The organism is Clostridium sp. KNHs205 (assembly GCF_000702945.1).
Lineage (GTDB): Bacteria > Bacillota > Clostridia > Lachnospirales > Lachnospiraceae > Anaerocolumna.
The window spans coordinates 1,249,277-1,274,656 of record NZ_JNLE01000003.1 but is presented as its reverse complement, the minus strand read 5'-3'; the positions used below and the strand labels follow the sequence as shown (position 1 = coordinate 1,274,656).

At 40.5% G+C, this 25,380-nt stretch carries 21 protein-coding genes; 2 read left to right on the top strand and 19 right to left on the bottom strand.

The features are described from left to right. Window positions 1-513 precede the first annotated feature (513 nt). On the top strand, window positions 514-4,050 hold the full coding sequence (nifJ, locus tag BR73_RS0105565) for a pyruvate:ferredoxin (flavodoxin) oxidoreductase (protein ID WP_033164716.1): 3,537 nt from the start codon (window positions 514-516) through the stop codon (window positions 4,048-4,050). Window positions 4,051-4,783: 733 nt separating this feature from the next. Here the strand turns inward: nifJ and BR73_RS0105560 are convergent. From BR73_RS0105560 to cbiD, 19 genes are all read right to left on the bottom strand, one after another. After that, window positions 4,784-5,710, bottom strand: coding sequence for an AEC family transporter (locus tag BR73_RS0105560; protein WP_033164715.1), 927 nt, complete (start codon window positions 5,708-5,710; stop codon window positions 4,784-4,786). Window positions 5,711-6,141: 431 nt separating this feature from the next. Continuing rightward, on the bottom strand, window positions 6,142-7,395 hold the full coding sequence (locus tag BR73_RS0105555) for an O-antigen ligase family protein (protein ID WP_033164714.1): 1,254 nt from the start codon (window positions 7,393-7,395) through the stop codon (window positions 6,142-6,144). A 264-nt stretch (window positions 7,396-7,659) separates the two neighbouring features. After that, window positions 7,660-8,340, bottom strand: a complete 681-nt coding sequence (locus BR73_RS0105550) for a precorrin-8X methylmutase (RefSeq protein ID WP_033164713.1) — start codon at window positions 8,338-8,340, stop codon at window positions 7,660-7,662. A gap of 50 nt (window positions 8,341-8,390) precedes the next feature. Continuing rightward, window positions 8,391-8,918 carry a cob(I)yrinic acid a,c-diamide adenosyltransferase gene (locus BR73_RS0105545; RefSeq protein WP_033164712.1) on the bottom strand — a complete coding sequence of 176 codons (528 nt, stop codon included), beginning with the start codon at window positions 8,916-8,918 and terminating at the stop codon, window positions 8,391-8,393. 39 nt (window positions 8,919-8,957) lie between these two features. Beyond that, window positions 8,958-10,481: a cobyric acid synthase gene (locus BR73_RS0105540; protein ID WP_033164711.1), complete on the bottom strand. Its 1,524-nt coding sequence runs from the start codon at window positions 10,479-10,481 to the stop codon at window positions 8,958-8,960. A 610-nt stretch (window positions 10,482-11,091) separates the two neighbouring features. Next, on the bottom strand, window positions 11,092-12,141 hold the full coding sequence (locus BR73_RS0105530; protein WP_033164709.1) for a threonine-phosphate decarboxylase: 1,050 nt from the start codon (window positions 12,139-12,141) through the stop codon (window positions 11,092-11,094). A 101-nt stretch (window positions 12,142-12,242) separates the two neighbouring features. Beyond that, window positions 12,243-13,214 carry an adenosylcobinamide-phosphate synthase CbiB gene (cbiB, locus tag BR73_RS0105525; protein WP_033164708.1) on the bottom strand — a complete coding sequence of 324 codons (972 nt, stop codon included), beginning with the start codon at window positions 13,212-13,214 and terminating at the stop codon, window positions 12,243-12,245. A gap of 119 nt (window positions 13,215-13,333) precedes the next feature. Beyond that, the gene (locus tag BR73_RS0105520) at window positions 13,334-13,915 is read right to left on the bottom strand and encodes a histidine phosphatase family protein (protein WP_051684997.1); all 582 of its coding nucleotides are present in this window, start codon (window positions 13,913-13,915) and stop codon (window positions 13,334-13,336) included. Between the two features lie 193 nt (window positions 13,916-14,108). Continuing rightward, complete coding sequence (locus BR73_RS0105515) at window positions 14,109-14,516, bottom strand: bifunctional adenosylcobinamide kinase/adenosylcobinamide-phosphate guanylyltransferase (protein WP_033164706.1); 408 nt, start codon at window positions 14,514-14,516, stop codon at window positions 14,109-14,111. 17 nt (window positions 14,517-14,533) lie between these two features. After that, window positions 14,534-15,292, bottom strand: a complete 759-nt coding sequence (locus tag BR73_RS0105510) for an adenosylcobinamide-GDP ribazoletransferase (RefSeq protein WP_033164705.1) — start codon at window positions 15,290-15,292, stop codon at window positions 14,534-14,536. Next, complete coding sequence (locus BR73_RS0105505; RefSeq protein ID WP_033164704.1) at window positions 15,280-15,831, bottom strand: bifunctional adenosylcobinamide kinase/adenosylcobinamide-phosphate guanylyltransferase; 552 nt, start codon at window positions 15,829-15,831, stop codon at window positions 15,280-15,282. Before BR73_RS0105505 ends, BR73_RS0105510 begins: the two co-directional genes overlap by 13 nt. Window positions 15,832-15,860: 29 nt before the next feature. Beyond that, on the bottom strand, window positions 15,861-17,054 hold the full coding sequence (locus BR73_RS0105500) for a nicotinate-nucleotide--dimethylbenzimidazole phosphoribosyltransferase (RefSeq protein WP_033167122.1): 1,194 nt from the start codon (window positions 17,052-17,054) through the stop codon (window positions 15,861-15,863). 18 nt (window positions 17,055-17,072) lie between these two features. Then, window positions 17,073-18,530 (bottom strand): cobyrinate a,c-diamide synthase, encoded by a 1,458-nt coding sequence (locus BR73_RS0105495; protein WP_051684995.1) that lies wholly within the window; start codon window positions 18,528-18,530, stop codon window positions 17,073-17,075. Between the two features lie 195 nt (window positions 18,531-18,725). Next, window positions 18,726-19,934: a precorrin-6y C5,15-methyltransferase (decarboxylating) subunit CbiE gene (gene cbiE / locus BR73_RS0105490; protein WP_051684994.1), complete on the bottom strand. Its 1,209-nt coding sequence runs from the start codon at window positions 19,932-19,934 to the stop codon at window positions 18,726-18,728. A gap of 208 nt (window positions 19,935-20,142) precedes the next feature. Beyond that, on the bottom strand, window positions 20,143-20,883 hold the full coding sequence (cobK, locus tag BR73_RS0105485; RefSeq protein ID WP_033167120.1) for a precorrin-6A reductase: 741 nt from the start codon (window positions 20,881-20,883) through the stop codon (window positions 20,143-20,145). Window positions 20,884-21,008: 125 nt separating this feature from the next. After that, the gene (cobJ, locus tag BR73_RS0105480) at window positions 21,009-21,731 is read right to left on the bottom strand and encodes a precorrin-3B C(17)-methyltransferase (protein ID WP_033164702.1); all 723 of its coding nucleotides are present in this window, start codon (window positions 21,729-21,731) and stop codon (window positions 21,009-21,011) included. Between the two features lie 122 nt (window positions 21,732-21,853). Further along, window positions 21,854-22,885, bottom strand: a complete 1,032-nt coding sequence (locus tag BR73_RS0105475; protein WP_033164701.1) for a cobalamin biosynthesis protein — start codon at window positions 22,883-22,885, stop codon at window positions 21,854-21,856. A 9-nt stretch (window positions 22,886-22,894) separates the two neighbouring features. Further along, window positions 22,895-23,644, bottom strand: coding sequence for a precorrin-4 C(11)-methyltransferase (cobM, locus tag BR73_RS0105470; RefSeq protein ID WP_033164700.1), 750 nt, complete (start codon window positions 23,642-23,644; stop codon window positions 22,895-22,897). 204 nt (window positions 23,645-23,848) lie between these two features. Then, a complete protein-coding gene (cbiD, locus tag BR73_RS0105465; protein WP_033164699.1) occupies window positions 23,849-25,036 on the bottom strand; it encodes a cobalt-precorrin-5B (C(1))-methyltransferase CbiD in 1,188 nt (395 codons plus the stop codon). An 86-nt stretch (window positions 25,037-25,122) separates the two neighbouring features. On the opposite strand from cbiD, the gene BR73_RS28655 reads away from it, so the two are divergent. Continuing rightward, the gene (locus BR73_RS28655) at window positions 25,123-25,380 is read left to right on the top strand and encodes a hypothetical protein (protein ID WP_156034618.1); all 258 of its coding nucleotides are present in this window, start codon (window positions 25,123-25,125) and stop codon (window positions 25,378-25,380) included.

Genomic DNA, 25,380 nt, shown 5'->3' with positions numbered 1-25,380 from the left:
TAACTTATCACTAGTATGTTGTCAATAATTTTGCTGATGTCTCTTACGGTACTTTATATATTATCATGGTTTAACAAAAATTATTCCGCAAGTTATGATTAACTTTATTGTGACTTTTATACCAAAATTATTATATATTTTAATTTAATGATTTTGCAGATTTTGTAACAATTTCATAGAACATATTACAGGAATTCCTTCATATTTAATGACGATTTTGGTGTTTTTTACTAGTTTTATCGCAGTAAAAAAGAGTAAGGAGTGATTTATTAAAAATTTGAATAAGTACGAATTAACTCTTTACACGACTGTCGAATAGTGTTATTCTCTACTATAGGTATTCCACTGGATTTTCTTATTTTCAGGTTTGCGGGAAATCGGTTCTTTACCAAATAAAGCTAGTTACATAATTAACAATGTTCAGTAATTGAGGCGCACAATGAGGTGACTCATTATTTTTGTTGTATTCTAAACTCTCTCGATTACTGCATTCATCAAGGAGGATAATATAACATGGCTAGAAAAATGAAAACCATGGATGGAAATAATGCCGCAGCTCATGTCTCCTATGCGTTTACCGATGTTGCAGCTATCTATCCAATCACACCATCTTCAGTTATGGCTGAAGTAACTGACGCATGGTCTGCGCAGGGAAGAAAAAACATTTTCGGACATGAAGTTCAGGTAAGTGAAATGCAATCCGAAGCTGGTGCAGCTGGTACAGTACACGGTTCCTTACAGGCCGGTGCATTAACTACAACTTTTACTGCATCACAGGGTCTTCTTTTAATGATTCCCAACATGTACAAAATCGCAGGTGAATTACTCCCTTGCGTTATTGACGTTTCTGCCCGTGCATTAGCAAGCCACGCGCTGTCTATCTTCGGTGATCACTCCGACGTTTATGCATGCCGCCAGACAGGTTTTGCAATGCTTTGTTCCGGAAATGTACAGGAAGTTATGGATTTAGGTGCTGTAGCACATCTTTCCACTATTAAAGCCCGCGTTCCTTTCCTTCATTTCTTCGACGGTTTCAGAACTTCTCATGAGATTCAGAAGGTTGAGACCTGGGATTATGAAGATTTAAAAGAAATGACTGACTTAGATGCTGTTGCTGCTTTCCGTAAGCGCGCATTAAATCCTGAGCACCCTGTAACACGCGGTACTGCACAGAACCCCGACATTTTCTTCCAGGCAAGAGAAGCAAGTAATCCTTACTATGATGCCGTTCCCGGTATTGTAGAAGAATATATGAATAAAGTAAATGCCAAAATCGGAACAGATTACAAACTGTTCAATTACTATGGCGCTCCTGATGCTGAGCATGTAATCATCGCTATGGGTTCCGTATGTGATACCATTGAAGAGACAATTGATTACTTAGTAGCAGAAGGCGCTAAAGTTGGTTTAATCAAAGTAAGACTTTACAGACCTTTCTCCGTAAAACACTTACTGGATGTTATTCCTGATTCCGTTAAGCAGCTCAGCGTACTTGACAGAACAAAAGAGCCCGGAGCTCTTGGTGAGCCTTTATGGTTAGATATCGTAGCTGCCTTAAAGGATACTAAATTCAAGGACATTCCTGTATTAACAGGTCGTTACGGTTTAGGTTCCAAAGATACTACTCCCGGACAGATTGCTTCTGTTTATAAAAATACAGAGAAAAAGAAATTTACAATCGGTATCGTTGATGATGTTACTCACCTTTCACTTGAAACAACCAAGAAATTCAACACAACTCCTGAAGCAACTATCAGCTGCAAATTCTGGGGACTTGGTGCGGATGGTACAGTAGGTGCTAACAAGAACTCCATCAAGATTATCGGTGACCATACAGACATGTATGCTCAGGCTTATTTCGATTATGATTCCAAGAAATCAGGTGGTATCACTACTTCCCACTTACGTTTCGGTAAAGCTCCTATCAAATCTACATACCTTGTAAGCCAGGCGAACTTTGTTGCTTGTCATAATCCTTCTTATGTTAGAAAATACAACATGGTTCAGGATTTAAAAGAAGGCGGTTCCTTCTTACTTAACTGCGGCTGGTCAATGGAAGAGATCGAAGCTCACTTACCTGGACAGGTTAAGCGTTATATCGCTGAGCACAACATCAAATTCTACACCATCGACGGTATCAGCATTGGTAAGGAAATCGGCCTTGGCGGACGTATCAACACTGTATTACAGGCAGCTTTCTTCAAATTAGCAAACATCATTCCCGTTGAAGATGCGGTTAAATATATGAAAGCTGCTGCTACTGCTTCTTACAGCAAGAAGGGTGACGCTGTTGTTAAGATGAACCATGATGCTATCGATCGTGGTATCACAGATGTAAAAGAAATTCAGGTTCCTGCTTCCTGGGCTAATGCTGAAGATGAAAGCCTCTTAAGCGAAGCAACTGGTTCCAGAAGAGAAATCGTTGACTATGTAAATAAGATTCAGAATGTTGTTAATGCACAGGATGGATACAGCTTACCAGTTTCCACTTTCGTAGAGATGGCAGACGGTACTTTCCCCTTAGGTTCTGCTGCATTTGAAAAACGTGGTATTGCAGTTGATGTTCCTATGTGGAATCCTGATAACTGTATACAGTGTAATTTCTGTTCTTATGTTTGCCCTCATGCATCCATTCGTCCTGTTGCTATGACAGAGGCTCAGGCTGCAAATGCTCCTGAAGGTTCAACTTATGTTGATTTGACCGGTATGGCTGGTTACAAATTTGCTATCTCCGTATCCGCTCTGGATTGCCAGGGTTGCGGATCTTGTGCTAATGTTTGTCCCGGCAAGAAAGGTGAGAAGGCTCTTACAATGGAAAGCCTTGACACTCAGCTGGATTCACAGAAGTTATTTGATTACGGCGTTGAAATTGGATTCCCTGATGAAGTTGTTGCTAAGTTCAAAGAGACAACTGTTAAGGGCAGCCAGTTCAAGAAACCTTTACTTGAGTTCTCCGGTGCCTGCGCAGGCTGCGGTGAAACACCTTATGCTAAACTTGCTACACAGTTATTCGGAGACAGAATGTACATCTCCAATGCTACCGGATGCTCCTCTATCTGGGGCGGCAGTGCACCTTCCACTCCTTATACAGTAAATAGAGAAGGAAAAGGTCCCGCATGGGCTAACTCCTTATTCGAGGATAATGCAGAGTACGGCTATGGTATGGCACTTGCTCAGAAAGCTTTAAGAAAACGTCTTATCGCTTCTGCAGAATCTCTGTTAACTACAGTAGAGAACACAGATGTGAAGTCTGCTCTTGAGCAATACCTTGCTACAAAAGATTCCAGTACTTTAAATGCTCCTGCTTCCACAGAATTAATTGCTGCTCTTGAGAGCTGTGAATGCGACAACGAAGACAGAGCAAACATCCTTGCCAACAGAGATTTCTTATCCAAGAAATCACAGTGGATCTTCGGTGGTGACGGATGGGCTTACGATATCGGTTTCGGCGGCTTAGACCATGTTATTGCCAGTGGTGAAGATGTAAACATCCTTGTATTTGATACAGAGGTTTACTCCAATACAGGCGGTCAGTCCTCCAAATCCACACCTACCGGTGCGATTGCACAGTTCGCAGCTGCCGGTAAAGAAGTTAAGAAGAAAGATCTTGCAGCTATCGCTATGAGCTACGGTTATGTATATGTAGCACAGATTGCTCAGGGTGCTGATTACAACCAGTGTGTTAAAGCATTTGTTGAGGCTGAAAGCTATCCCGGTCCTTCTCTTATCATCGCTTATGCTCCTTGTATCAATCATGGTATCAAAGGTGGTATGAAGGGTGCTCAGACAGAAGAGAAACGTGCAGTTGCTGCAGGATACTGGCATACTTTCCGTTTCGATCCCCGTCTTGAGGAACAGGGCAAGAATCCATTCCAGTTAGACTCCAAAGAGCCTACTGCTGATTATCAGGAATTCCTTTCAAGTGAAGTTAGATACAGCTCCCTTGCACGTTCTAATCCTGAAAGAGCGGCAGAACTCTTTGCTAAGGCTGAGGCAAGTGCTAAGGCTAAGTACAAGAAACTTGTACGTTTAGCTTCCTGGGAAGATTAATCTGAATATCTAAGCTTAGGATAACAAAAGGATTTTTTTACTGCTTTGACAGGATATAAAAAAAAGAATGCGTTATATTTAACGCATTCTTTTTTTAGTTATGAATGATGGGGTAAAGGGTAGTTTTTATAAAGGGGACGGAAAATTGGACCAAACAGAAAAACTCATGCTTCAATTCCAAGGTATAAGAAGTCCTAATTCTCTGGATATTTTGTGCTTGACATATTATAAAACTGATAACTCGCTTCGCTCAGACAATCAGTTTTATAATATAGCACAAAATCCCCAGAGAAAAGGACTTCTAATACCTTTCCATAGGCGCATTCATTTTTCTGTTTGGTCCAATTTTCCTGAAACTTTATGGATACTATGCTTTTATACTTTATTATATTGCTTTTTGTATAGATAAAGAGTAGTAAAATTAAAATACATAGCTTGTGTTTATATGATATGCTCAGTTTATTAATAAATGGAGGCCATAATCTAATTAATGTTTTTTATTGATTTTCAAGGCTCTGAATTTTATAAATCCCATAAATACCGTAAAGGCTGGAATCTGCCTTGAATTTATTTATGGGATTTTTATGTTGAGTTATTAGCCGAAAGTCAGGGTTCGCATAAATGAAGTTTACACAAAATGAATTACTGAGCTTATTAATTTAAAATTATGGAATAGGTTTCTCATATTATATTTGTAATTATATATGTAGTGTTATGATAAGGGCTTAAATTGTTATTTTATAAAGAAGCCTGCAAAGAACATAAGGATCGGAATGGTCACTAACGATGTTACAGTACTTACTGAATAAAGTTCCGAAGCATAAAGGTGATTCTTATTAAATCGTAGCGCAAATAACATTCCTGTTGCTGCTACGGGACAACCTGCTGCAATTACTGTTGTGGTAAGTATCATATTATCTATGGGAAGTTTATGAAATAGTATTACCAGTATTGCAGGTATTACAAGCTGCTTCATGATAACCACCAGGTATATCCTGCCCTTTAAGAGTACCTTCTTAAGTTGGGATTGCGCCATGGTAGCTCCTGCAATTATCATTGCCAGCGGTGTATTCATAGATGCCACATAGTCCATTGAACGATATAGAACTTCCGGTATTCTGACATTTATTAAGAATAGAACGAGTCCTGCTATGATTGCTATAAAAGTGGGTGATACCAGAGTCTTTAGTATTGCTTTCATATCCTTTTGTCCTGTCATCAGTACAACGCCATGGGTCCAGATTAGCACATTAAAGACAGTTAAATAAGCTGTTAGATAAAATACACCTTCACTGCCAAATAGGCTGTTAATGAGGGGTATACCGATAAATCCGCAGTTAGAGTATACAGCCGAAAACCTCTCCAGTGAATTATCCTGTTTATTCTTTCCTCTTATTACAAGTCTGGCAATGCCCATTGCGACCAGATGGCTTACAAAAGCAAGTACAAAAGATATCTCAAGGCCTAACAGCAGCTCTTTGTTAAATTCCCTCTGATATGAATTAAAGATCAGCAAGGGGTTAACGATTAAAAGTAGAAAATCAGATAGTTTTCTATTGGTTTCATGATTAAGGATCTTAATCTTGTAACAAAAAAAACCTAATAACATTATCAGAAACATAATTAGTATTTGTTTAAGTGCAATGACTGCTAATGTCATAAAGTACCTCTTCTAATTGGTGATTACTACACACACCAAAGTATCATATCAAATTTAATTTTTACTGTCAATCATTCCTGTTGACAAAAATCCTGCCTTTAACTTATGCTTCTTTTCTTTTTGTATATACTTTTTGTATACTTTTCTTATATGCTTTTTTTATTTGCTTTTCTTATTTGCTTTTCTTATATGCTTTTCTTATTTGCTTTTCTAATATGCTTTTCTTATATATATGATAATGAATGCATACAAAAAGCAGCCTTTCATTATGATTATGTCATAAATTAAGGGTCATAAATTAATAAGAGGTTAATAAGACAGCAAAAGACCGGCAGATATCCTCCTGGATTCTTTCTCTGCCGGTTTTTTTTACTATATTTATTACTTTTCGTTCCTATCATCAGACTTAATTAATAGTACTCTTCTGTATTTTACGCGCTTAATCTGTCTTTGACACCCTCTTTATTCATTAAGATATGTCTGGATTTATCATAGGACACTCTGCAGTATACAATTACAGGAGATACTTTCTGTATGACCAATCCTGGAATTCTTTCAGCAATCACTACTTCTTCTTCGTCTTTCTTTATTGCTCCGGCTCCGGCCATGATAAAGAGGAATAAGGGCATTGTCTGAACCCACATCAGTGTTACGTCTGTTATTCCGTGTACCAGCGCAGCACCTGCTACTCCTAATATCAAAGAGGTTATATGGGTATTCTTCTGGTAGAAGCATCTTTTTAAGATGTCCAGTATAAACTTTCCAGCGGCTGCAAACAGCACTATGGTTCCAAGGATTCCGTAATTAAGCAGGGACTCGAATATTATGCTGTGGGAATGTACTACCAGTTTGCCGGTCTGAAGTGTGGAGTATGCATAAGCCATGCTTCCTTTCCCAAGTATAGGGGCTTCCTGTATAAAGGACAGCGCATCCTTCCATATCTTAAAACGCATACTGAGGGTAAGACTTGCTTCTGATATTCTTGGTATAATATCGGGGTTGATTAATAAAATCATACCGATACCGGCACCTGCCATAGCAACAAAGGTAATCAGCAGCCTTTTATATTTTAATACAAATAGCATAACGGCAGTTCCGGCTAATACTTCTACCCAGCCGAACATACTTTGGCTTAAATAAATATTAATCAGGTTCATTGTAACAGCAATCAGATATATTTTCTTATTTCCCTGACCTGTCAGCAGTTTGTAGACGCATATTAGTATTACCGTAGCTGAGATGGTAGCAAAATAATTTGGATAGAAGAAAATACTGCATACTCTCTGATAGCTTAAATAATCCATAGAGATAAGTGCCTTTTCCACCAAAGCATATATTGTTGAGAAGCAGCTGAATATACACATTATTGTAAGACTCTTCTCATAAAGCTCTGCGGTCATAATCCGGTATTGATATATTCCAAGAACTGCTGCAAGTGTAAATACAAACCCTCCCAGTACTCCCATCCAGTTGCCGTAAATTAATGAAACTGCCTGGAAGAACAGCTGAAAATAAATCACACCTTTAAAGGCCTTATGTACAATTAAGGCTTCCCTTGTCTGTTTGTTGATTATTACATATAAGGCAATTGCAACTAATATAGCACCTGACAGCATGTAGGGCAGAAATATAGCCGCTGCTGCTATCATAACCAAATTACTGTCTGTCAGTAACTTTTCTGCCATTCCGGCAAAATCTCTTTGTTGTAACGCTTTTATAATGAATTCTGTATCTTTTGTTCTTCTGGTAATAACTTTATTTTCTATGATAACCCGCCTCTTTTCTTTTTGATTGCACTTAAGTTACGTTAGCGCTTCTCACAAACAGAAGACCGAAGTTTCCGCAATTTATTGTCTATCACGAAAAGGCATTTTATCACATATTGATAAAATTATCAATTTGGTATATCCTTAATGTTCTTTACGAATTTATTAATTTTTACGTAAATTTTATGAAGATTTATCATTTAAACCTGCTTTTGCCAGGTACAGAAGGGCATTACAGATACCGGCCGCAACGTTACTGCCACCTTTTCTGCCTCTGGCTACAATGCAGTGTATATTAAGGTCTTCAATCATTTCCTTCGCCTCTACTACATTAACAAAACCAACGGGAACCGCAATAACAAGGGCAGGCCTAAACTGTTTCTCAAGGATTAGTTCATGAAGTGTTATGAGAGCCGTAGGAGCGTTACCAACTGCAAATATAAGCTCTCCTTTCAGTATCCCCTCTTCTTTTAGTCGAAATGCCTTCTCCATACTCGCAGTTGCCCTGGTAACACCTCTTTTTTGAGCTTCCTCCGCTACATCCTTATCTGCCATGAAGCAATGTATCTCACAGCCGAATTGCTCCAGAGCAGCTTTATTAATACCAGCCTTACCCATGTTGGTATCTGTAATAATTACCGGCTTATTTGCAAGGACCTCCATAGTATGACCAACAACGCCTTGTGAAAAATACAGGTTTTCCGCATAATCGAAATCAGCTGAGGTATGTATTACCCTCTTAATAATTGATATGGTTCCCGGTTCTTTCTCTTCAAATCCCCGGTTCTTTAGTTCTCCTTCAATGATCTCAAAACTTCTTTTTTCAATCTCCTCCGGGAGAAGCTTCTCTATCTTGTATTTCATTCTTCCTCGCCTTCTGCCGTTCTTAACGACCCTTTAAAGGTTTTCCTGTACTAAAACTCAACCCCTTTTCTTGCGCCGATATTCTGGTCAAAGGGATGCTTTACTTTCTTTATTTCTGAAATATAATCCGCATATTCCAGGAAAAGGGGTGCCGGATCTCTGCCCGTCAGGACGAGCTCCAGTTTTTCAGGTTTTTCCCTTATAAGTGTATCGATTATATTTCTATCCAAAAGATTATAGTGGTAAGCTGCACATACTTCATCCAGCACCAATAAATCGCAAGCCTCTTCATAAACGTATTGTAATGCATTCTTTAGATTTCTGTTATGAAGTTTTGTTATCTCAAGCTTATCCTCTTCTGACATTCGTTTATAAAACCCGTAATCCACATCATTTCTGATTACAGTTACATTCTTAAGCTCTCTTAAAATATCAACCTCACCGGAGTCTCTTGCTTTAAGAAACTGAAAAAATACGGCCTTTAACCCACTGCCTGCGGCTCTAATGGTTAAACCTGCAGCGGCTGTGGTCTTACCTTTACCGTCGCCACAATATACATGTATCAATCCTTTATTCATAATAACCTCCCTTCGCGCTTAGGTGCGCTTAAACAAGGATTATTTTGCACCTTCATCCATAATATGATAAATCAGATCCATATCCAAATTCTCTCTGACGGTATCTGCAAGGAGATTGTATTGACTTTCTTTGTAAGCATTAAAGTCAAGAGGTTCAATTCCTTCATAAGTAAGACCCTTTCTCTTTAAAAGCAGCTTCATTAAGTTTTCACAGAAATTCCCCTGGTCAAAGATACCATGAACATAAGTACCAAATACATTTCCTTTTGCAAATCCCTCTTTCTTACCCTCAGATTTTTCTGTGATAGGGGTAACCTCAGAAAAGCTTTCCTCTGCCATATCTGAGAGGACCCTTGAGCGTCCCATATGTATTTCATATCCTTCGAATTCTGCACCGCTAAGCTCTGTTAATTCGCCTTGTATATTATTATTAACTCTGCCCTGTACTCTGGTGCGTACTTTCTCTTTTTCAAAGATTGTCTCCAGCGGAAGTAAACCAAGCCCTCTTAACTCGCCTCCCCCTTCAATATTGTCAGGGTCCTTCAGCACTTCCCCCAACATCTGAAAACCGCCGCAGATTCCCATGATAATTACACCCTTCTGCGCCAGCTTCTTAATAGCTGCTTCTATTCCGTTCTGTCTCATCCATAGCAAATCACTTAAAGTATTTTTTGTACCGGGTATTATGATAATATCTGCATTCTCAAGATCACCTGCGCCTGTTGCATATACCAGCGACAGATAATCCAGTGATTCCAGTATGCTAAAGTCAGAGAAATTGGAAATCCTGGGGAGTTTCACAACTGCTGCCTTCAACTGGCTTACCTTACCTTTGTCCTGAAAACGTTCTGTAAGACTATCCTCATCATCCAGGTTAAGATACACATAAGGAATGACACCTGCCGTGGGACGATTTATCAAATCATCCAGCATGGTAAGACCAGGTTTTAGAATTTCTTTATCTCCCCGGAATTTATTGATTATTACTCCCCTGACCAGTTCTTTCTCTTCTTCCTCTAACAGCATCATGGTGCCTGCCAATTGGGCAAAAACTCCCCCTCTGTCGATATCACCCACTAATAGCACCGGAGCTTGAAGAGCTTTCGCCAGTCCCATGTTTACGATATCATTCTGTTTAAGATTAATTTCAGCTGGGCTTCCGGCCCCTTCTATAACAATATAGTCGTAATCTTTTTCCAATTCCTGAAAAGCTTCCAGAATAACCGGCATTAAGGATCGCTTGTATTTAAAATATTCCACCGCTTTCATATTCCCGATTACTTCACCCCGTACAATAACCTGAGAGCCTACATCGGTAGTGGGCTTTAAAAGTATGGGGTTCATAAGTACGTTGGGTTCGACCATAGCTGCCTCTGCCTGAACCACCTGCGCCCTTCCCATTTCAAGCCCGTCCTTTGTTATAAAGGAGTTTAAGGCCATATTCTGTGACTTAAAGGGTGCAACCCTATATCCGTCCTGACGCAGGATTCTGCACAAGCCAGCCGTTAAAAGACTCTTTCCTACCCCGGACATGGTTCCTTGGATCATAATTTTCTTTGCCATAAAGACCTCTTTTCTGAATATTCAATCTTTGCTTTGATAATAGAGCAGGTTTAAAAATATTTTTACCAGGCCGGGTATTCTAATTGGAGCAGGCAATTTGCATATGGCAGCAAGGTGCGATTTTGGTGGAATTATATTAAAAAAATGCACCCCTGTATAAACCAATGTGGACGGCCGTATGGTAAAATGATACTTTAAACACACTCTGGTATTACCTTGCAGAAATACCTTTATTTTATTCATAAATTTCTTTTTCTGAGTAAGAAATTAGTAAGGATTTCTTTATTTGTTATTAAAAGCTTCCTATTATAATGTAACTATTAATTACTGAACCTTATCTTAAACTTTATATTTTCGTTCTTAATAAACTTAGGTACCTATTCTTAATTATTCTGTAAGCTTCTGTTATCTATAATTATTATTTTGAATTTGTGTTCTAAATTGTTCTTTATTTGTTTATTCCTCTTTATTCCTCTATACCAGATTATCGTTTTATTTCTATTTATAATTATTTTGTTCTCTATTACTCATTATTTTTATAAGTTCCACTTTAGATGATCTTGTACAAAAATATATTCCTCTTAGTTAATACTTTCTAAAAATGTCTGCTTTATATGGCCCTGCTAATTTCTAAAATCTCACCGATTTCTTTGAGCAGCTGTTCATTATCTTCCCTTAATTTAACGGCAACTCGGTAGTAGCCCGGTCCTAACTGTCTGTAATTTTTACACTCTCTGATCAGAATCCCATGTTTTAATAATTCCTCATAAAGCCCTTCTTTCCCACGAAAAAGCAGGAAATTACCTTGAGAAGGATACACCTTAAAACCCAAAGCGGAAAGTCCTGAACTTAAATAATCCCTCTCGGCCACAATCCATTCATATGTTTTTTCCCGATACACCTTATCCTTTAGGGCTTCCACACCGGCAAGCTGCGCAGGCAGTGATATATTCCAGGAAGGGGTATGCAGCAAAAGCATCTCCATTAATTCTCTACGGCTGCAGATACCGTATCCAAGCCTCAACCCTGCTAAGGCATAAAATTTTGTAAATGCCTTAAGGATAAAAAGTCCTGGATATTTCTTTCTATGGCTTATAATCGACTCTGCTTCTTTAATAAAATCAAGAAAGCATTCATCCACGACCAGAAATATCCCAAGTTCCTTGCATTTTTCTGCAACTTTTATCAAAAGCTTTCTATCCACAAGATTACCTACAGGATTAGAAGGATTACACAAAAATACCATATTAATATCAGGTGTCAGGTGGATAAGATAATCCTCCTGTAACGTAAAATCATTCTCTTCCTTTAGATTATAATAAGTAATTTCGCACCCGACCGTCTTGAGAGCCTGTTCATATTCTACGAAAGTAGGTGCACAGAGAAGTGCTTTTGCCGGCCGTATTACCTGGCATAGTCGGTATATCAGATCTGAAGCACCATTAGCACATATAAGCTCTTCCTCGTCAATGGAGTGCTCCTTGGCAAGTGCTGCCTTAAGCTCCCTGTAATAATCATCCGGATAGCGGTCGTATAAATTCACTGAGTCTATCAGGATTTTGCGAACCCCTTCCGGTATACCGAACGGATTCGTATTTACAGAAAAGTCCAAAGATACCTTCTTATCGTATATTTCACCACCGTGTGTATAACTTAACATGCTCTAATTCTTTCCCTTCTTACAATATTTAATTACTGCTTAGTTTAAGTAAACAAACTTTACTTCGCTGTATATTAGTTTTAAGTTCATTAAGTTCCGTTTCATAAATACATCATTATAAGGGCTCTGCATCCGCCAAAGAGAAGAAGTGCCAGTAACGAACTGGCATACATCAGGCGGTTTGCCCTCTTAATATCTTCTCTTTCCACCGATCTGGTATTATCACCTATAGTCTTTTTATGGTGAATTACCCCAAAATAGGAGGCGTCACCGCCTAACTGTACCCCCAGGCCTCCGGCACATGCACTTTCTGTCTGAGCAGAATTCGGACTGGCATGGTTTCTATTATCTCTTCGGTAAATGCGAAAAGCCTCTTTCAGCCGTAAGCCTGTCAATGGGCAGCTTGCAATAAACAAATAGGCTGCTATTCGTGAGGGGATATAGTTTAATATATCATCAAGTCTGGCTGCACATCTTCCGAAATAAAGATATTTACTGTTCTTATAACCTACCATGGAATCCATGGTATTTACTGCCTTATATAGGAAGCCCAGTACAGGCCCTCCCAGCAAAAGATAACACAAAGGGGCTATTACACCGTCAGAGGTATTCTCCGCAACGGTTTCAACTGCTGCCTTTATAATTCCCTCCTCCGTAAGTTCCTTTGTATCTCTGCCGACGATCATGGAAACATTGTATCTTGCTTCCTCTATATCCTTCTTGCCTAAAGATTTATAAACCTTCATACTCTCTTTTTTTAAACATCTGACTGCCAGCAGCTGATAACACATCACAGTCATAATGCTAAATCCAAGCCAGCTGTTGAGCTGATAAGCGAGCTGTATTAGAAGGAAAGGAATTCCCCCCGAGAATACTAAAACCACCAGTACTAATATAAAACCACCGATAAGCTCACCCTTATTCGTTGCCGGCAGAAATTTTCTAAGCATCTTTTCCGTTATCTGAATCAGTTTCCCGATCACTCTTACCGGATGATACAGCCAATAGGGATCACCAAGTATAAAATCCAACAGAAAACCTGCCAGACATGCCAAAAGAATATCGTATACCATAATCTACCTCTATCTCCCTGTTTTCAAGAAGTTCTATAACAAATTTGATATTGCATACAGCATTTATAATACGACTTTGTTATTTATAAGTGCTGGTTTTACATTTCTTATAAGAATACTTAGCTTAACTTATGCAATACCTTGAAAGAAAACTTTCCTTCCAATTCGCATAAGTAACCCTCTCCATTCTTTACCTGCCAGTCAAAATAAGCTTTCTTCTCAAGACTGTATTTATCCAGAATTGCCATAATAGTGCCGCCATGAACTACGAAGGTTATTGGTGCATTGCCGGTGTTAAGAATTATTTCTTCATAAGCTTTTATACAGCGTTCCTTAAAGGCTTCATTTCCTTCACCCCCCGGAAAATCCAGGGTTCCTCCGCTGTCTATCCATGTCTGGTAATTGGAATTTCCCGAAAGCTCCAGATAATTCCTGTATTCAAACTCACCAAAATCGCATTCTCTGAGTCCCTTATGTAATATTGGTTTTATTGCAGGAAATAGTATCTCCGCGGTTTCCTTACACCTGATAAGCGGACTTGCATAGATAATTTCTCCCTCTGAAAAGGGATACAGATAGGACTTCTCAATAATTAGTTGTTTTCCGGCTTCACATAGGCCTTCATCCGTACTACCAACATAACGTTTCTCAAGGTTTCCGGCTGTTAATCCATGCCGTATAAATCTTATGCTTCTGCCCACATTTTCCTCCATCTGAAACGTAATTTAATCTGGTGTATTTTTTCAATGCAAGTTTGCTCCCGATACTGCACTTTATTTCTAAGTTGAGATGTTTTACACCAGTTCCCCAATTTTATGATACATTTGCTTCGATATGAGATATTGCCACAAATCAGGGTATGAAATATGTTTTACACTATGTTTTACACTAATATTAATTTACTATTATTTCAGATTCTTTTAGTACCAGTCCCAGCCCACAGGAAATTCGCTCAACATGAACGGCACTAGAGGCGATTTTTAAAGTACAGTGACCGACTGCTTCTCTAAAACGTCTGTCTTTCCTGTCCAGAGGCACTACACCGGCTCCCACTTCATTGCAGATAATCACTGCCGATGGATTGCATTTAATCAGTTCTTCAGTAAATTCTTCCGGCTCTATACCTTCTGTAAGCAACCTCTTTACAAATTCGTGGTAATGGTTAATAAATCTCTTCTTAAATAACTCCTCTTTCGTACATACGGCTCCATCACAGAGTTGATCACTGTCCTTTGTAATACTATATTTTGTCATTACATAATCTAATTTTCCTTGATTTAATCCACCGATATACAGCTCCATTAACTTCCTCCTTTCTTTTATCTATACAGCACTGCACAGCTTATTACCACAAACAGCTCACAAAGCTGTAAGAAGAAGCCTGCCAGGTCCCCTGTAATGCCTCCAAATTTCTTATCAGACATTCTTCTATAATAAACAAAAACAAGTATTGCCGCTGCTGCAGGTACCATTCCTTTCACTCCGCCTATTATAAACATCAGCGCAATCATAACGATAACCGTTCCGGAGAGCACCACAGCTGTAACTTTTTTCTGCGCAGCAGAGGAAAAGGTATGCAGTGTTCCTTCTTTTTTAGCATTTGGAAACCAAATCAGAGAAAGTCCGCTTAAAGCCCTGGATAATACGAATCCGAAAGCAATAAGCAGACAAGGTATCAGCTCTTTTATTTCCGTCAAAGCACCGAATAGAATCAGTATATACATAAGCCCTCCAATAACTGCAAAGGCACCGCAATGAGGATCTTTTAAGATCTTTAGCTTTACTTCCCTTGACTGATAGGAGCTAAGTGCATCTACTGTATCCAGGAAGCCGTCCATATGGATCCCTCCTGTAATCATTAATGGCAGCATAGCTGCTATAGCTGCTGTAAAGCTCCTTCCAAAACCTAAGCTTGCCGCAGCATAATACCAGGCAATAAATACACCACCAATAACGATTCCTATAAGCGGAAAGAAAACCATGGAATATTTCATATCCTCTTCTTTCCATTCAAAGATAGGTACCGGAATCTTGGAATACATAGAAAATGTTATCGCCAATCCTTTTAAAAGTCCCATCGTCTTTCCTCCTCTTTTAAAGGCAGCTTAAGCCCTGATACAATCTCATATACATTATCAGCCATTGCAGTAAGCCGTCTGTTGATTTCACCCAGGTATTTAAGATAGCTCATGGTTTCCTCGTATACAGAGCCATAGTCGGAGAATACTTCATTGGTGACAACCACCACATGCTCACATTGTCCTCTTAATTTATTCACCCCACTGATTATGGCATCACAGAGCCCGTTTACACCGTATTTACTGCAATACCCCTTCGAATCATACATTTCATTGGCTAAGAGGTTGGACAAACACTCCAAAAGCAGCACTGGTCTGTCTGATAGTGTGACACTTGCTATATCCGTATACTGCTCCAGGGTTTCAAACCCCTTGCCGGCTCTCACTGCCCGGTGCTTTGCTATCTTCTCCCTGCATTCCTCGTCCCAGGGAATCATGGTAGCCAGGTATATTGCCCTGTCCTTTTTTAAGGTTTCAATTACCTTTTCTGCAAAAGCCGATTTACCGCTGGCACTACCCCCGGTCACCAGAACCATCATAGATTATCCGCCTTTCCGCAATTGCTTAGTTATTGTTTTAAATCTTCATAAGCTGCAATCTTCATTCCGCTAAAGGTTGGTGAGTTCCTGTACACTGCCTCTGCCATATCTAACAACGGAAACAGAAACGCCGTACCGCTTCCTTCACCCAAAGCCAGATTGCCGTAAATAACCGGCGTAAGTCCCAATTCCTTTAAGATATAATCACAAGCCTTCTCCCTGCCCTGATGGGAGGCCAGCATAAAATGAACGGCATCAGGATTTATCCGGCAGGCAGTCAGGGCTGCCACAGCTGAAATAATCCCATCGATTACTACAGGAAGACGGTAAAGCATTCCCCCAAGGAACAATCCGGTAAGCCCCGCAATATCAAAACCTCCTATTTTAGCAAGGACATCCAAGGGGTCAGAAGAGTCCGGTTCGTTAACTTTGATTGCCCGTTCGATGACCTCTATCTTATGGAGAACGCCTTCTCTTGACAGGCCAGCACCAGGTCCTGTAAGCTCTTTCACCGGAAGCTTTAATAATACACTTGCCATGGCTGAACTGGTAGTGGTATTCCCAATTCCCATTTCACCGGTTCCCACAATCGAATATCCCTTATCCTTCAGCTCTTTCAAAAGGTTTATACCTGTCATAATAGCCTGTATTGCCTGCGCGCTGCTCATAGCCGATCCTTTGGCGATATTAGCGGTACCACTGGCAACTCTTGCATAGATTAAACCATTATGTATTGTAACGCTTCTATTATCCTGCCTAGCAGCTTCTTCCTGCTTATCAAGGTTCTTGTTCTTTTCTTCTGTGTGCTTGACCGGTTCCTCTGGCTTATCTTTCTCTGCGGACTTATCCGGTATCTCTGGTTTTTCCTCTGTGTTCATACCGATGTCTACTGCTATTACCTGTGCTCCGCTATAGCGGGCAAGGGTATTGATATTTCCTTTTCCCTCGGCAATATGTCCAGCTACAACTGCTGTTACACTTTGATCTGTCTGGGTGACACCTTCTTCTACAACACCATTATCACTGCACATTACCACGATTGCTTTCTTCTCCAGTTTAATATCCTGACAACCGGTGATACCGGCTATTTGTATTAGGTGTTTCTCAAAGGTTCCAAGGCTGTACAGAGGTTTGGCTACTTCATTCCAGTGAAGCTTACAGGCCTCCATGGCCCCCTTATCAAGTTCAAAGCTTCCTCTTACTAAATCCTTAAACTGTTTCATGTCCATAACCTGCACCTTTTATCTTCCATATTCTTCAGCTTTTTTAAGAAATCTCCAGGCAGCTTTTGTATTGCCAGGAAAATAAAGATGGGGGAAGCCGGCATACATTCTGTCGGTCGCTATTACTTCTCTCCATTCCTGTCCATTGGAAGCTTTCCTTACCAGAAAATCTTCACCGATTATATCGCTATCCCAATAATGAAATTCGTGAGCTCTCAGGCTCTCACCCTTTTCAGTCAGCATACTATCCTTCTCTGCCTTTAATTCCAGATAACCAAAACGTCTTAACCTGCCTGTGGGAAAGGCTTTTCCAGAAAAGGTTCCCACCATTTCATATACTTTTCCTTCCTTATCCTCCAATTCCTGTTGAAGATAAAGAAAGCCTCCGCATTCTGCTATTACAGGAATACCCTTGTTGATGCACTCTCCAATTTCTTCTCTTATGGACTGGTTTTTACTTAGCCTCTCTCCATGGAGCTCAGGATATCCCCCGCCCAGGTAAAGTCCTGAAAGGTCTTTAGGCAGCCTGCCATCTTTTAGTGGGCTGAAAGTAATAATTTCTCCCCCAAGACTTTCTAACAGCCTTAAATTTTCCCTATAGTAAAAGGTAAAAGCTTCATCCATTGCTACACCTATTCTTACAGGTCTGATTACAGGTGTTTGGTAGATATTTTGGTATAAGGGACCACTTAACTGGGAATGCTTGGATAAATCACTTTCAGTATTAATATTTGATGGTTTAGCCGAGTCATTCTTTCCACTTTTTCCTACACATGTAGAATATTCTACAGCTGGTGCCTCCGCTGCAAGCTCCAGTAACCCCTCTATGTCCACCGTTTTCTCAAGTTCTCTGCTCAAACGGGAAAGAATATCACCCAGGTTTTTAATTTCCTCTGCCATTAGCAGTCCCAAATGACGGCTTTCTATAACGATATCTTTAAGCTCCGGTACGTAACCAAAGCATTTTGTACCTAGTTCTTCACATTTATTTTTTGCTGCTTCATAAAGCACGGGAGATAAACGGTTGAAGATTACGCCTGCTATCTTACTGTCTTTCTTGTATTGTAAGAAACCATGCAACAGTGCTCCGAGAGAGTTTCCCATTCCTTTGGCTTCAATTATCAGTATGACCGGTGTATCGGTAAGGGAAGCTACTTCATAGGAACTGCTTCGTTCCGTGAACCCAATACCATCGTAATAGCCCATAACTCCTTCCATTACCGAGATATCGCTATCCTTACTGCCTTCCAGGAATACTTCTTTTACAGCTTCTTCCCCCGAAAGAAAAATGTCCAGATTATAGGAATCTGTTCCGATTACCTTCCTGTGAAACATAGGATCAATGTAGTCCGGTCCGCATTTAAAGGAACTGATTACCATTCCTCGCTCTTTAAGACACCTTAAGATTCCACAGGTAATAGTTGTTTTTCCGGTTCCGCTTTTGGTTCCGGCAAACATAATTCGGTTTCTTTTCATTTTAACCCCCATTCGCGCCTTGACGTATCAAGTCAGAAGCCAATATTGCTTTTCATTTCCACATGAATACCCGTGCAATCCCAAGCCTGCTATCGCTACTGCCCAAATAAGAAGTATGATTTGTACTTAATTTCACACTTTGGAATACCCTTCATTCCTTGGCACCCTCCCGTCAGAAGTGGTAATTTACTGTTTCTATGTATTCCCTTTACCTCTGCCTTTAATAATAAACACCGGGTTTTGTGCAGAAAGCATATGATAGGGTCCGGCTGTTCTGGTTTTTGTAATGGCTGCCTGTAATATTTCCATATCGGTTATTTCTAATTTCCTGAAAGCCTCCAGGGCTTCACTTAAGGTTTCCAGCGTTATGGCATTTAGCACCAGCCTTATGGAAGGATTTCTTTGGAGTAATTCCTCCAGTATATTGCTCAGTTTACCTCTGCTGCCACCAATAAAAGCAGCATCCGGCACCGGTAGCTCTTCTAAGCAGTCCGGAGCACTTCCTTTGATTACAGTCAGATTCTTAAGAGAGAACTTGTCCCTGTTTCTTTCGATAAGCTCTGCACCCTCTTCTTTTTCCTCGACAGCATAGACCCAGCCGTTATTTAATAGTAAAGCAGCCTCCACGCTTAAGGAACCGGTGCCGGCTCCGATGTCGTATAGGATATCGTTATCTTTCAGCGAAAGCTTGCTTATTGAAAGAAGCCTTACCTCGCTTTTCGTCATAGGGATATCGCCTCTTATGAATCCTTCATCGGGTATACCAAGATGATACTCTTTTTGATAGAAATTATTTATTATAAACAGGGAGGTAAGCGGTTTATCTTCCATAACCGCCAGCTCAGCCGGTGTCACTTTTATAACTTCCTCTTCTGCATAGGATAAGGCTGTCCCAGCATAGATATCAAGCTCCAAAAGACCGGCAGCCATTAGTTCCTTTCCTATTACAGAGAGCCTTCCATCGGTCAGAAGAAAAGTTTTAGAATGCCCTCTTACTGCTCTTGTAAAGTCACTGCTTTTTCCGTGCAGGCTTAAGATACAGGCATCCTCCCAGGAGATTCCAAGGAGAGCACTGAAATAGGAAACTGTGGATATACCGGGTATTACCTTAACTTCATATTCCCCCTTTTCCCTTAAGGCTTCTGTGACTTTACCTGCTCCACTGTAAAAGCCTGTATCTCCTGAGAAAAGTATAGTATACCGCTCATAGACAGAAGTTTCGATAAACTGCTTTATTTCCAAAGGGTCGTAGGATTCAAAAATCTCTCTGCCACCACAGGATACAGCTTCCAGCATCCGCCTTGCACCAATGAATACCTGTGCATTTTCAATGGCTCTTATCCCTTCCTGTGTAAGTGTGTCTGGGTTACCCATTCCAATCCCAACTAAGTTGATTTTTTTCATAAATTCCTTTCTGCAAATGTATTTTAGTTCTAGTTCTGGCTATTTCCGGAGGGACTCTTTGTAACTTTACTATTTATTCCGGAAAAGGTTAGAACTTAATTCAACTTAATGCATACAAATCACCAAATGTCTGAATGATTGACCAAACCGATAATTACTCGATTTAAGATAGAGCTGCATTCTCATTGCATATTCTTTGACCACTTCACTATGCCAGTCTATCCATAATTTCTTCTACTGAAAAACCTGTTTCCTCTTTGGGCCGTTGAATTACGATAACTTTGGCACCGGCCATTCTTCCGCCTTCTGCTTTTTCTTCATATCCTCCAAGACTTCCGCCTTCTTTGGTGACCAGATACTTTCCATTTATCTGCTTTAGCATGGCGTAATTCAATTCCTTATGAAAGGGTCCCTGCATGCATATAATATTCTTTCGCTGATAGCCCAGTTCAAAGCAGTTCCTTAAAGCGTCCGGATCCGGAAGTATTCTTATATATAGCCTGTCCTGGTAATCCCTTACTCTGGTATATTCTTTTAAATCCTTGCTCCCTGTGGTAATCAGGGCATTTCCTTCATTATCATTTAGGAACCGTATGGTTTCCTTCATATCTTTTACTTCTATTATTCCTTTAAGAGACAAGGTTTCCCTTATAACTCTTAATAGGGGAACTCCAACTGCTTGTGCCGCCTGTTTGATATTATCCGTTACATCACAGGCGTATGGATGTGTTGCGTCTATAATAACAGTAGTTCCTTCTTCCTTCATGAGAAGTTCCATCTGCTGACTGTTAAGACGCCCTTCACGAATACTGCCCCAGTCTCCTTTATCTAATAAGGTCTTTCCATATTCTGTAGCTACGCAGGCAGTAACAGGAAGTTTCTTTTCCACGCAGTATTCATATAAGAGTCTTCCTTCTGTAGTACCTGCAAAAAGTAAGATTTTACTCATGTTTTCCTTTCTTCTGTCATATCCGGTGCATAAAACTCTGACAAAGGCTTCCGTCTTATATAATTTAAATAAGTCAGCTTTTACAAGTTGTAAATGACCCTTCATATTAATCATGTATTGATAATTTATACGGAATAACCTCTTGGTGTAGCCATGGAGTTCTCTATCTGCAGGGTATTGGAATTACCTATAAACACAGTAGTAAACATATCCACTTCTTTCTCCCTTAACTCTGTCAGGGTGAGTACTTCTGCTTCTTCTCCTTCTCTCCCGATATTGCGGGTAATACCGCAAACAGTATCTCCTTTCCGGTACTGCAGCAGTATATCGCAGGCCTTCATCAGATAATCTGCCCGCTTCTTGCTGGAGGGATTATAGAGGCTGATACAGAAATCACCCATGCCTGCACACTGCAGCCGCTTCTCGATTACTTCCCAGGGTGTGAGGAGATCACTTAAGCTGATTACTGCAAAATCATGGTTCAAAGGTGCTCCTAAGAGTGCGGCACCGCTTAAAGCAGCTGTAACGCCTGGTATTACCTTGAGCTTAACGGAAGGATATTCTTTTTTCAGTTCAAAACAAAGACTTGCAAGTCCATAAACTCCTGCATCACCACTGCAGATTAAAGCGATATCCATACCTTTCGCTGCTTCCTCCATGGCCAGCCGGCATCTGCTTATTTCCTGTTTCATGGAGGTGCTTAAGTATTCTTTGTCCGGGAAATAAGGCTTCACAAGTTCTACATATGTAGTGTATCCGGTAATAATCCGGCATTTTTCCAATATCTCGATGGCCTGTTTTGTCATATATTCAAGGGAGCCTGCCCCAAAACCAACAATATAAAGCATATTATCCTCTTTTCTGTATAATACACTCAAGCATACTTCCCTTATTTGATATAAGGATTGAATGTATGATGTGTTTTATCCTTTAATGTGTAACTTAATTTTATATACATATTAAATTTTACTTAGAACTCAATTTTGAATTCCTTTTCATAGACTGCCATTGCAATCCCTGCACCAGTAGTCTTTGGCAGCAGCTGTTTTCCAGAATTGCTCGCAAGAGCGCCGCTTCTTTCACAGACATTGCCTACTCCTGCCGTTTCCTCCACAAAAGGAGAATGCATAAATTCTCCTGTCACTGCTGATAATTCTTCTGCTGAATAAAAGTACGTCTTTGCTTTCAACCTGTCTGCCAGCTCAAGAATTCCGGGTTCTTTACTTTTTAAATCCACCGAGCAGATGGCAGAAATTCTGGCAATATCAATACCTGCCTGGCTGCAGACATCCGTTACCCTTTTATGCAGCGCCATACCTGTAACACCTTTACGGCAGCCTATACCAAGTACAAGATTCTTAGGTACCAGATGCAGGGTAGTTTCAAAGGGAGCAGCGTTTATATCACTGCCTATATAGATACCAACTTTTTTCACTCCCGGTTCCAGGCCCGCCGGCGGTTTGCCAAGCAAAGGATACTCACTATAGATTCCCACTGCTTCTCCGGCCAGGAGTGCTGCAGAAACTGACTTTATCCTGTATATTTCCTTTATTACCAGTTCATGCTGTCCGGCAAATAAATCTACCGCAAAAACACCGTTTAAATCAGTTGCCGTAGTTATTACCGGTTTCGCTTCTATTAACTCTGCAACCTTCCTGCATAATTCATTGCCTCTGCCAAGATGGCCTGAGAGCAAAGATATAACGTAATTTCCTTTCTCATCCAGCACCAGGACAAAAGGGTCAACCTCTTTACCCTGAAGGTAAGGAGCTATACTTCTTACTGCGATACCACAGGCACCTATATAAATGATTCCTTCCCTGCTTTCAAAAAGTGTACCGGTAAGAACACTGATATTTTCAAAGCTTCCTAATTCATCAACGGGTGTTGTGGAATATCGCTGAAACCCTTCCACATCATGCCCGTTATTTCTTAAGGCCCGGCAAAGGCGCTGATTAAGCTTGTTTCCGCCTTTGGTAAAGGATATTACTGTTATTTTCATAAGCTCCCTCTATTCCTGTCCTTTCCGGTACTCCGTAGTAAACCTTTCATCATAGAGCTTTGATAATTCATAATCATTTCCCAGGGAATCACCTACTACGATTAATGCGGTTTTCTTTATTCCGTTTTCTGCCGCTAAAGCCGATAGCTCTTTTATAGTTCCTCTTGCAATCTTTTCATCCGCCCAGCTGGCTTTATAAACAATAGCGCAGGGTGTAGCTTCACCATACCCTCCTGCTATCAGCTCTTCAGATAACTCCTTTGTATAACTAACACTTAAGAAGATTACCATGGTCGCCTTATGAGCCGCCAGAGCCTTTATGGATTCTCTCTCCGGTACCGGCGTTCTGCCAGCCATCCTGGTTATGATAACGGTCTGAGTAACTCCCGGCAGGGTGTACTCTGTCTTAAGAGCTGCTGCTGCACCAAATAAGCTGCTGACCCCCGGACAGATATCATAGGCTATTCCCATACTTTCAAGTGCATCCATCTGCTCACGGATAGCACCATAAATACTCGGATCACCGGTATGAAGGCGTACAATCTCTTTCTCCCTGTTATTATCAATGACTTCCAATACCTGAGGCAGTGTCATATAGGCACTGTCGTAAAGAACAACGTCCTCCCCGGCATACTCTAGCAGTTCCTTATTAACCAGAGAGCCGGCATATATAATAACACCTGCCTCACCAAGAAGCCTCGCGCCTCTGACTGTTATCAAATCCGTGGCTCCGCTGCCCGCTCCTACAAAATGGACCATAGTTATCTTTTTCCTTTCTATTAAAAATTTATAACTGATTGAAGGCTAATCTGATGAAATACTTATATCTCAGGAAATACCTATATACTTATTAAATTCTCATATCTATCAAATTCTTATATCTCATGAATTCCTAAAACCTATGAAATACTTATCACTTTAAAATAAGTCAGGGTGCATTAAACGTTAGAATAGACTACAACCTTAACACAACTGTTTTATCAGCCTCTCTGCATCTGTTGTTTTTCCAAGAAGACCGAAGTTATTAGAAAATAGGACAGCACCTATTGTTAATCCATCATAGGCTCTTTTCTTTAAATAATAATCAATTTTATCCATTAGAATATTAATGGTTGCTTCCATTTTCCCATGTTCTTTCAATACTGCCAAGGCTTCCTCTGTGGTAACACAGTCCAGTATTTTGTTTAATACCTCCGTATCACAGCCCGCTTTTAAGGCACAGCTGCACAGGATTTCCTGTCTGGCATCTCCCCATTTGGAGTGGGTATTCATAATTCCTGCTCCAAGCTTTACAAGCTTGCCGATATGTCCTATCAGCAGAAAGCCCTTTAACTTAAATTCATAAGCCATATCAATGGTATCCCCGATAAAATTACTGCACTTTACCATATTCTCTTCGCCAAAATTCAACTCGCTTCCTGCAAAGGCTTCACCGTAATTTCCCGGCACTACTGCCAGAGTTGTAACCCCTTTGACAGAGAGCATTCTTATTTCCGTTCGGATTGTATCCACAAGAGCCTTTTCACTCATGGGTTCAACGATTCCGCTGGTTCCAAGTATGGAGATACCTCCGGTAATTCCAAGTCTTGGATTAAAGGTCTTCTCTGCAAGGCGCTCTCCTTCAGGAACCGCAATTACTACCCTGAGACCTCCTTTATATTCTGCTTCCTCACAGATTTCCTTTACTTCCTTTTCTATCATAAGCCTTGGTGTCCTGTTAATGGCAGCCTCACCAACTGGCTGATCAAGTCCTGTCCTGGTGACTCTTCCGATTCCCAGACCTCCGTCAATGGTTATCCCCCTGTCTGTTTTACTGACAGTGGCATAGACCAATACTCCATGGGTAATGTCTGCATCATCTCCGCCGTCCTTTTTAACCGAGCAGGTAACTGAAGGTACTGTTGCGGAGAAAAACTGGCTGTCATCAGGCTCTGAAAGCTGCCCCTTCCCGTAATCTGTCCGGTTATGTTCTGTAGTGATGATATCAAGTGTGAGAACTATTCCTTTTGGCGTATCAATGGTTACCCGCCGGGCTTCTTTTTGCAACAGCAGCCCTATAGCCGCTGCCTTTGCCGCAGCTGCAGCGCAGGAACCTGTTGTATAACCGCACCGCAGCTTTTTATTATCCTTATAGATATATAATTCCTCCATGCTGCCTCTTTCCGAATTATCTTCCTGTTCTATCAGTCCTATCCTATTCTGTCTGAAATCCTGTTCTAGCTGTCAGCCTGTTCTATTTGGCATCCTGTTCTATTTGTCAGCCTATTCTATCAGGCAGCCTATTCTATCAGGCAGCCTATTCTACCTGGCATTCTATTCTATCAGGCATCCTGCTCTATTTGTCAGCCTATTCTATCAGGCATCCGGTTCTATCTGTCAGCCGGTTCTATCTGTCATCCGGTTCTATCAGGCATCCGGTTCTATCAGGCAGCCGGTTCTATCTGTCAGCCGGTTCCACCTGTCATTCTGTTCTATCCATCCTATCTGTTATCTGA

What these genes read in the sequence shown, in the direction of transcription:
- BR73_RS0105550 (WP_033164713.1), bottom strand. Translation starts at nt 8,340, where the DNA reads ATGAAATACAAGATAGAGAAGCTTCTCCCGGAGGAGATTGAAAAAAGA.
- cobK (WP_033167120.1), bottom strand. Translation starts at nt 20,883, where the DNA reads ATGAGTAAAATCTTACTTTTTGCAGGTACTACAGAAGGAAGACTCTTA.
- BR73_RS0105475 (WP_033164701.1), bottom strand. Translation starts at nt 22,885, where the DNA reads ATGAAAATAACAGTAATATCCTTTACCAAAGGCGGAAACAAGCTTAAT.
- BR73_RS0105545 (WP_033164712.1), bottom strand. Translation starts at nt 8,918, where the DNA reads ATGAATAAAGGATTGATACATGTATATTGTGGCGACGGTAAAGGTAAG.
- cobM (WP_033164700.1), bottom strand. Translation starts at nt 23,644, where the DNA reads ATGGTCCATTTTGTAGGAGCGGGCAGCGGAGCCACGGATTTGATAACA.
- BR73_RS0105555 (WP_033164714.1), bottom strand. Translation starts at nt 7,395, where the DNA reads ATGGCAGAAAAGTTACTGACAGACAGTAATTTGGTTATGATAGCAGCA.
- BR73_RS0105515 (WP_033164706.1), bottom strand. Translation starts at nt 14,516, where the DNA reads ATGGAGCTGTATATCGGTGGATTAAATCAAGGAAAATTAGATTATGTA.
- BR73_RS0105505 (WP_033164704.1), bottom strand. Translation starts at nt 15,831, where the DNA reads ATGATGGTTCTGGTGACCGGGGGTAGTGCCAGCGGTAAATCGGCTTTT.
- BR73_RS0105510 (WP_033164705.1), bottom strand. Translation starts at nt 15,292, where the DNA reads ATGGGACTTTTAAAAGGATTGGCGATAACATTTTCTATGTATTCCAAG.
- cbiB (WP_033164708.1), bottom strand. Translation starts at nt 13,214, where the DNA reads ATGGTATACGATATTCTTTTGGCATGTCTGGCAGGTTTTCTGTTGGAT.
- BR73_RS0105530 (WP_033164709.1), bottom strand. Translation starts at nt 12,141, where the DNA reads ATGTTAAGTTATACACACGGTGGTGAAATATACGATAAGAAGGTATCT.
- BR73_RS0105560 (WP_033164715.1), bottom strand. Translation starts at nt 5,710, where the DNA reads ATGACATTAGCAGTCATTGCACTTAAACAAATACTAATTATGTTTCTG.
- cbiE (WP_051684994.1), bottom strand. Translation starts at nt 19,934, where the DNA reads ATGAAAAAAATCAACTTAGTTGGGATTGGAATGGGTAACCCAGACACA.
- BR73_RS0105540 (WP_033164711.1), bottom strand. Translation starts at nt 10,481, where the DNA reads ATGGCAAAGAAAATTATGATCCAAGGAACCATGTCCGGGGTAGGAAAG.
- cbiD (WP_033164699.1), bottom strand. Translation starts at nt 25,036, where the DNA reads ATGGAGGAATTATATATCTATAAGGATAATAAAAAGCTGCGGTGCGGT.
- cobJ (WP_033164702.1), bottom strand. Translation starts at nt 21,731, where the DNA reads ATGCTTTATATTGTTGGTTTTGGGGCAGGCTCCCTTGAATATATGACA.
- BR73_RS0105495 (WP_051684995.1), bottom strand. Translation starts at nt 18,530, where the DNA reads ATGAAAAGAAACCGAATTATGTTTGCCGGAACCAAAAGCGGAACCGGA.
- nifJ (WP_033164716.1), top strand. Translation starts at nt 514, where the DNA reads ATGGCTAGAAAAATGAAAACCATGGATGGAAATAATGCCGCAGCTCAT.
- BR73_RS0105500 (WP_033167122.1), bottom strand. Translation starts at nt 17,054, where the DNA reads ATGAAACAGTTTAAGGATTTAGTAAGAGGAAGCTTTGAACTTGATAAG.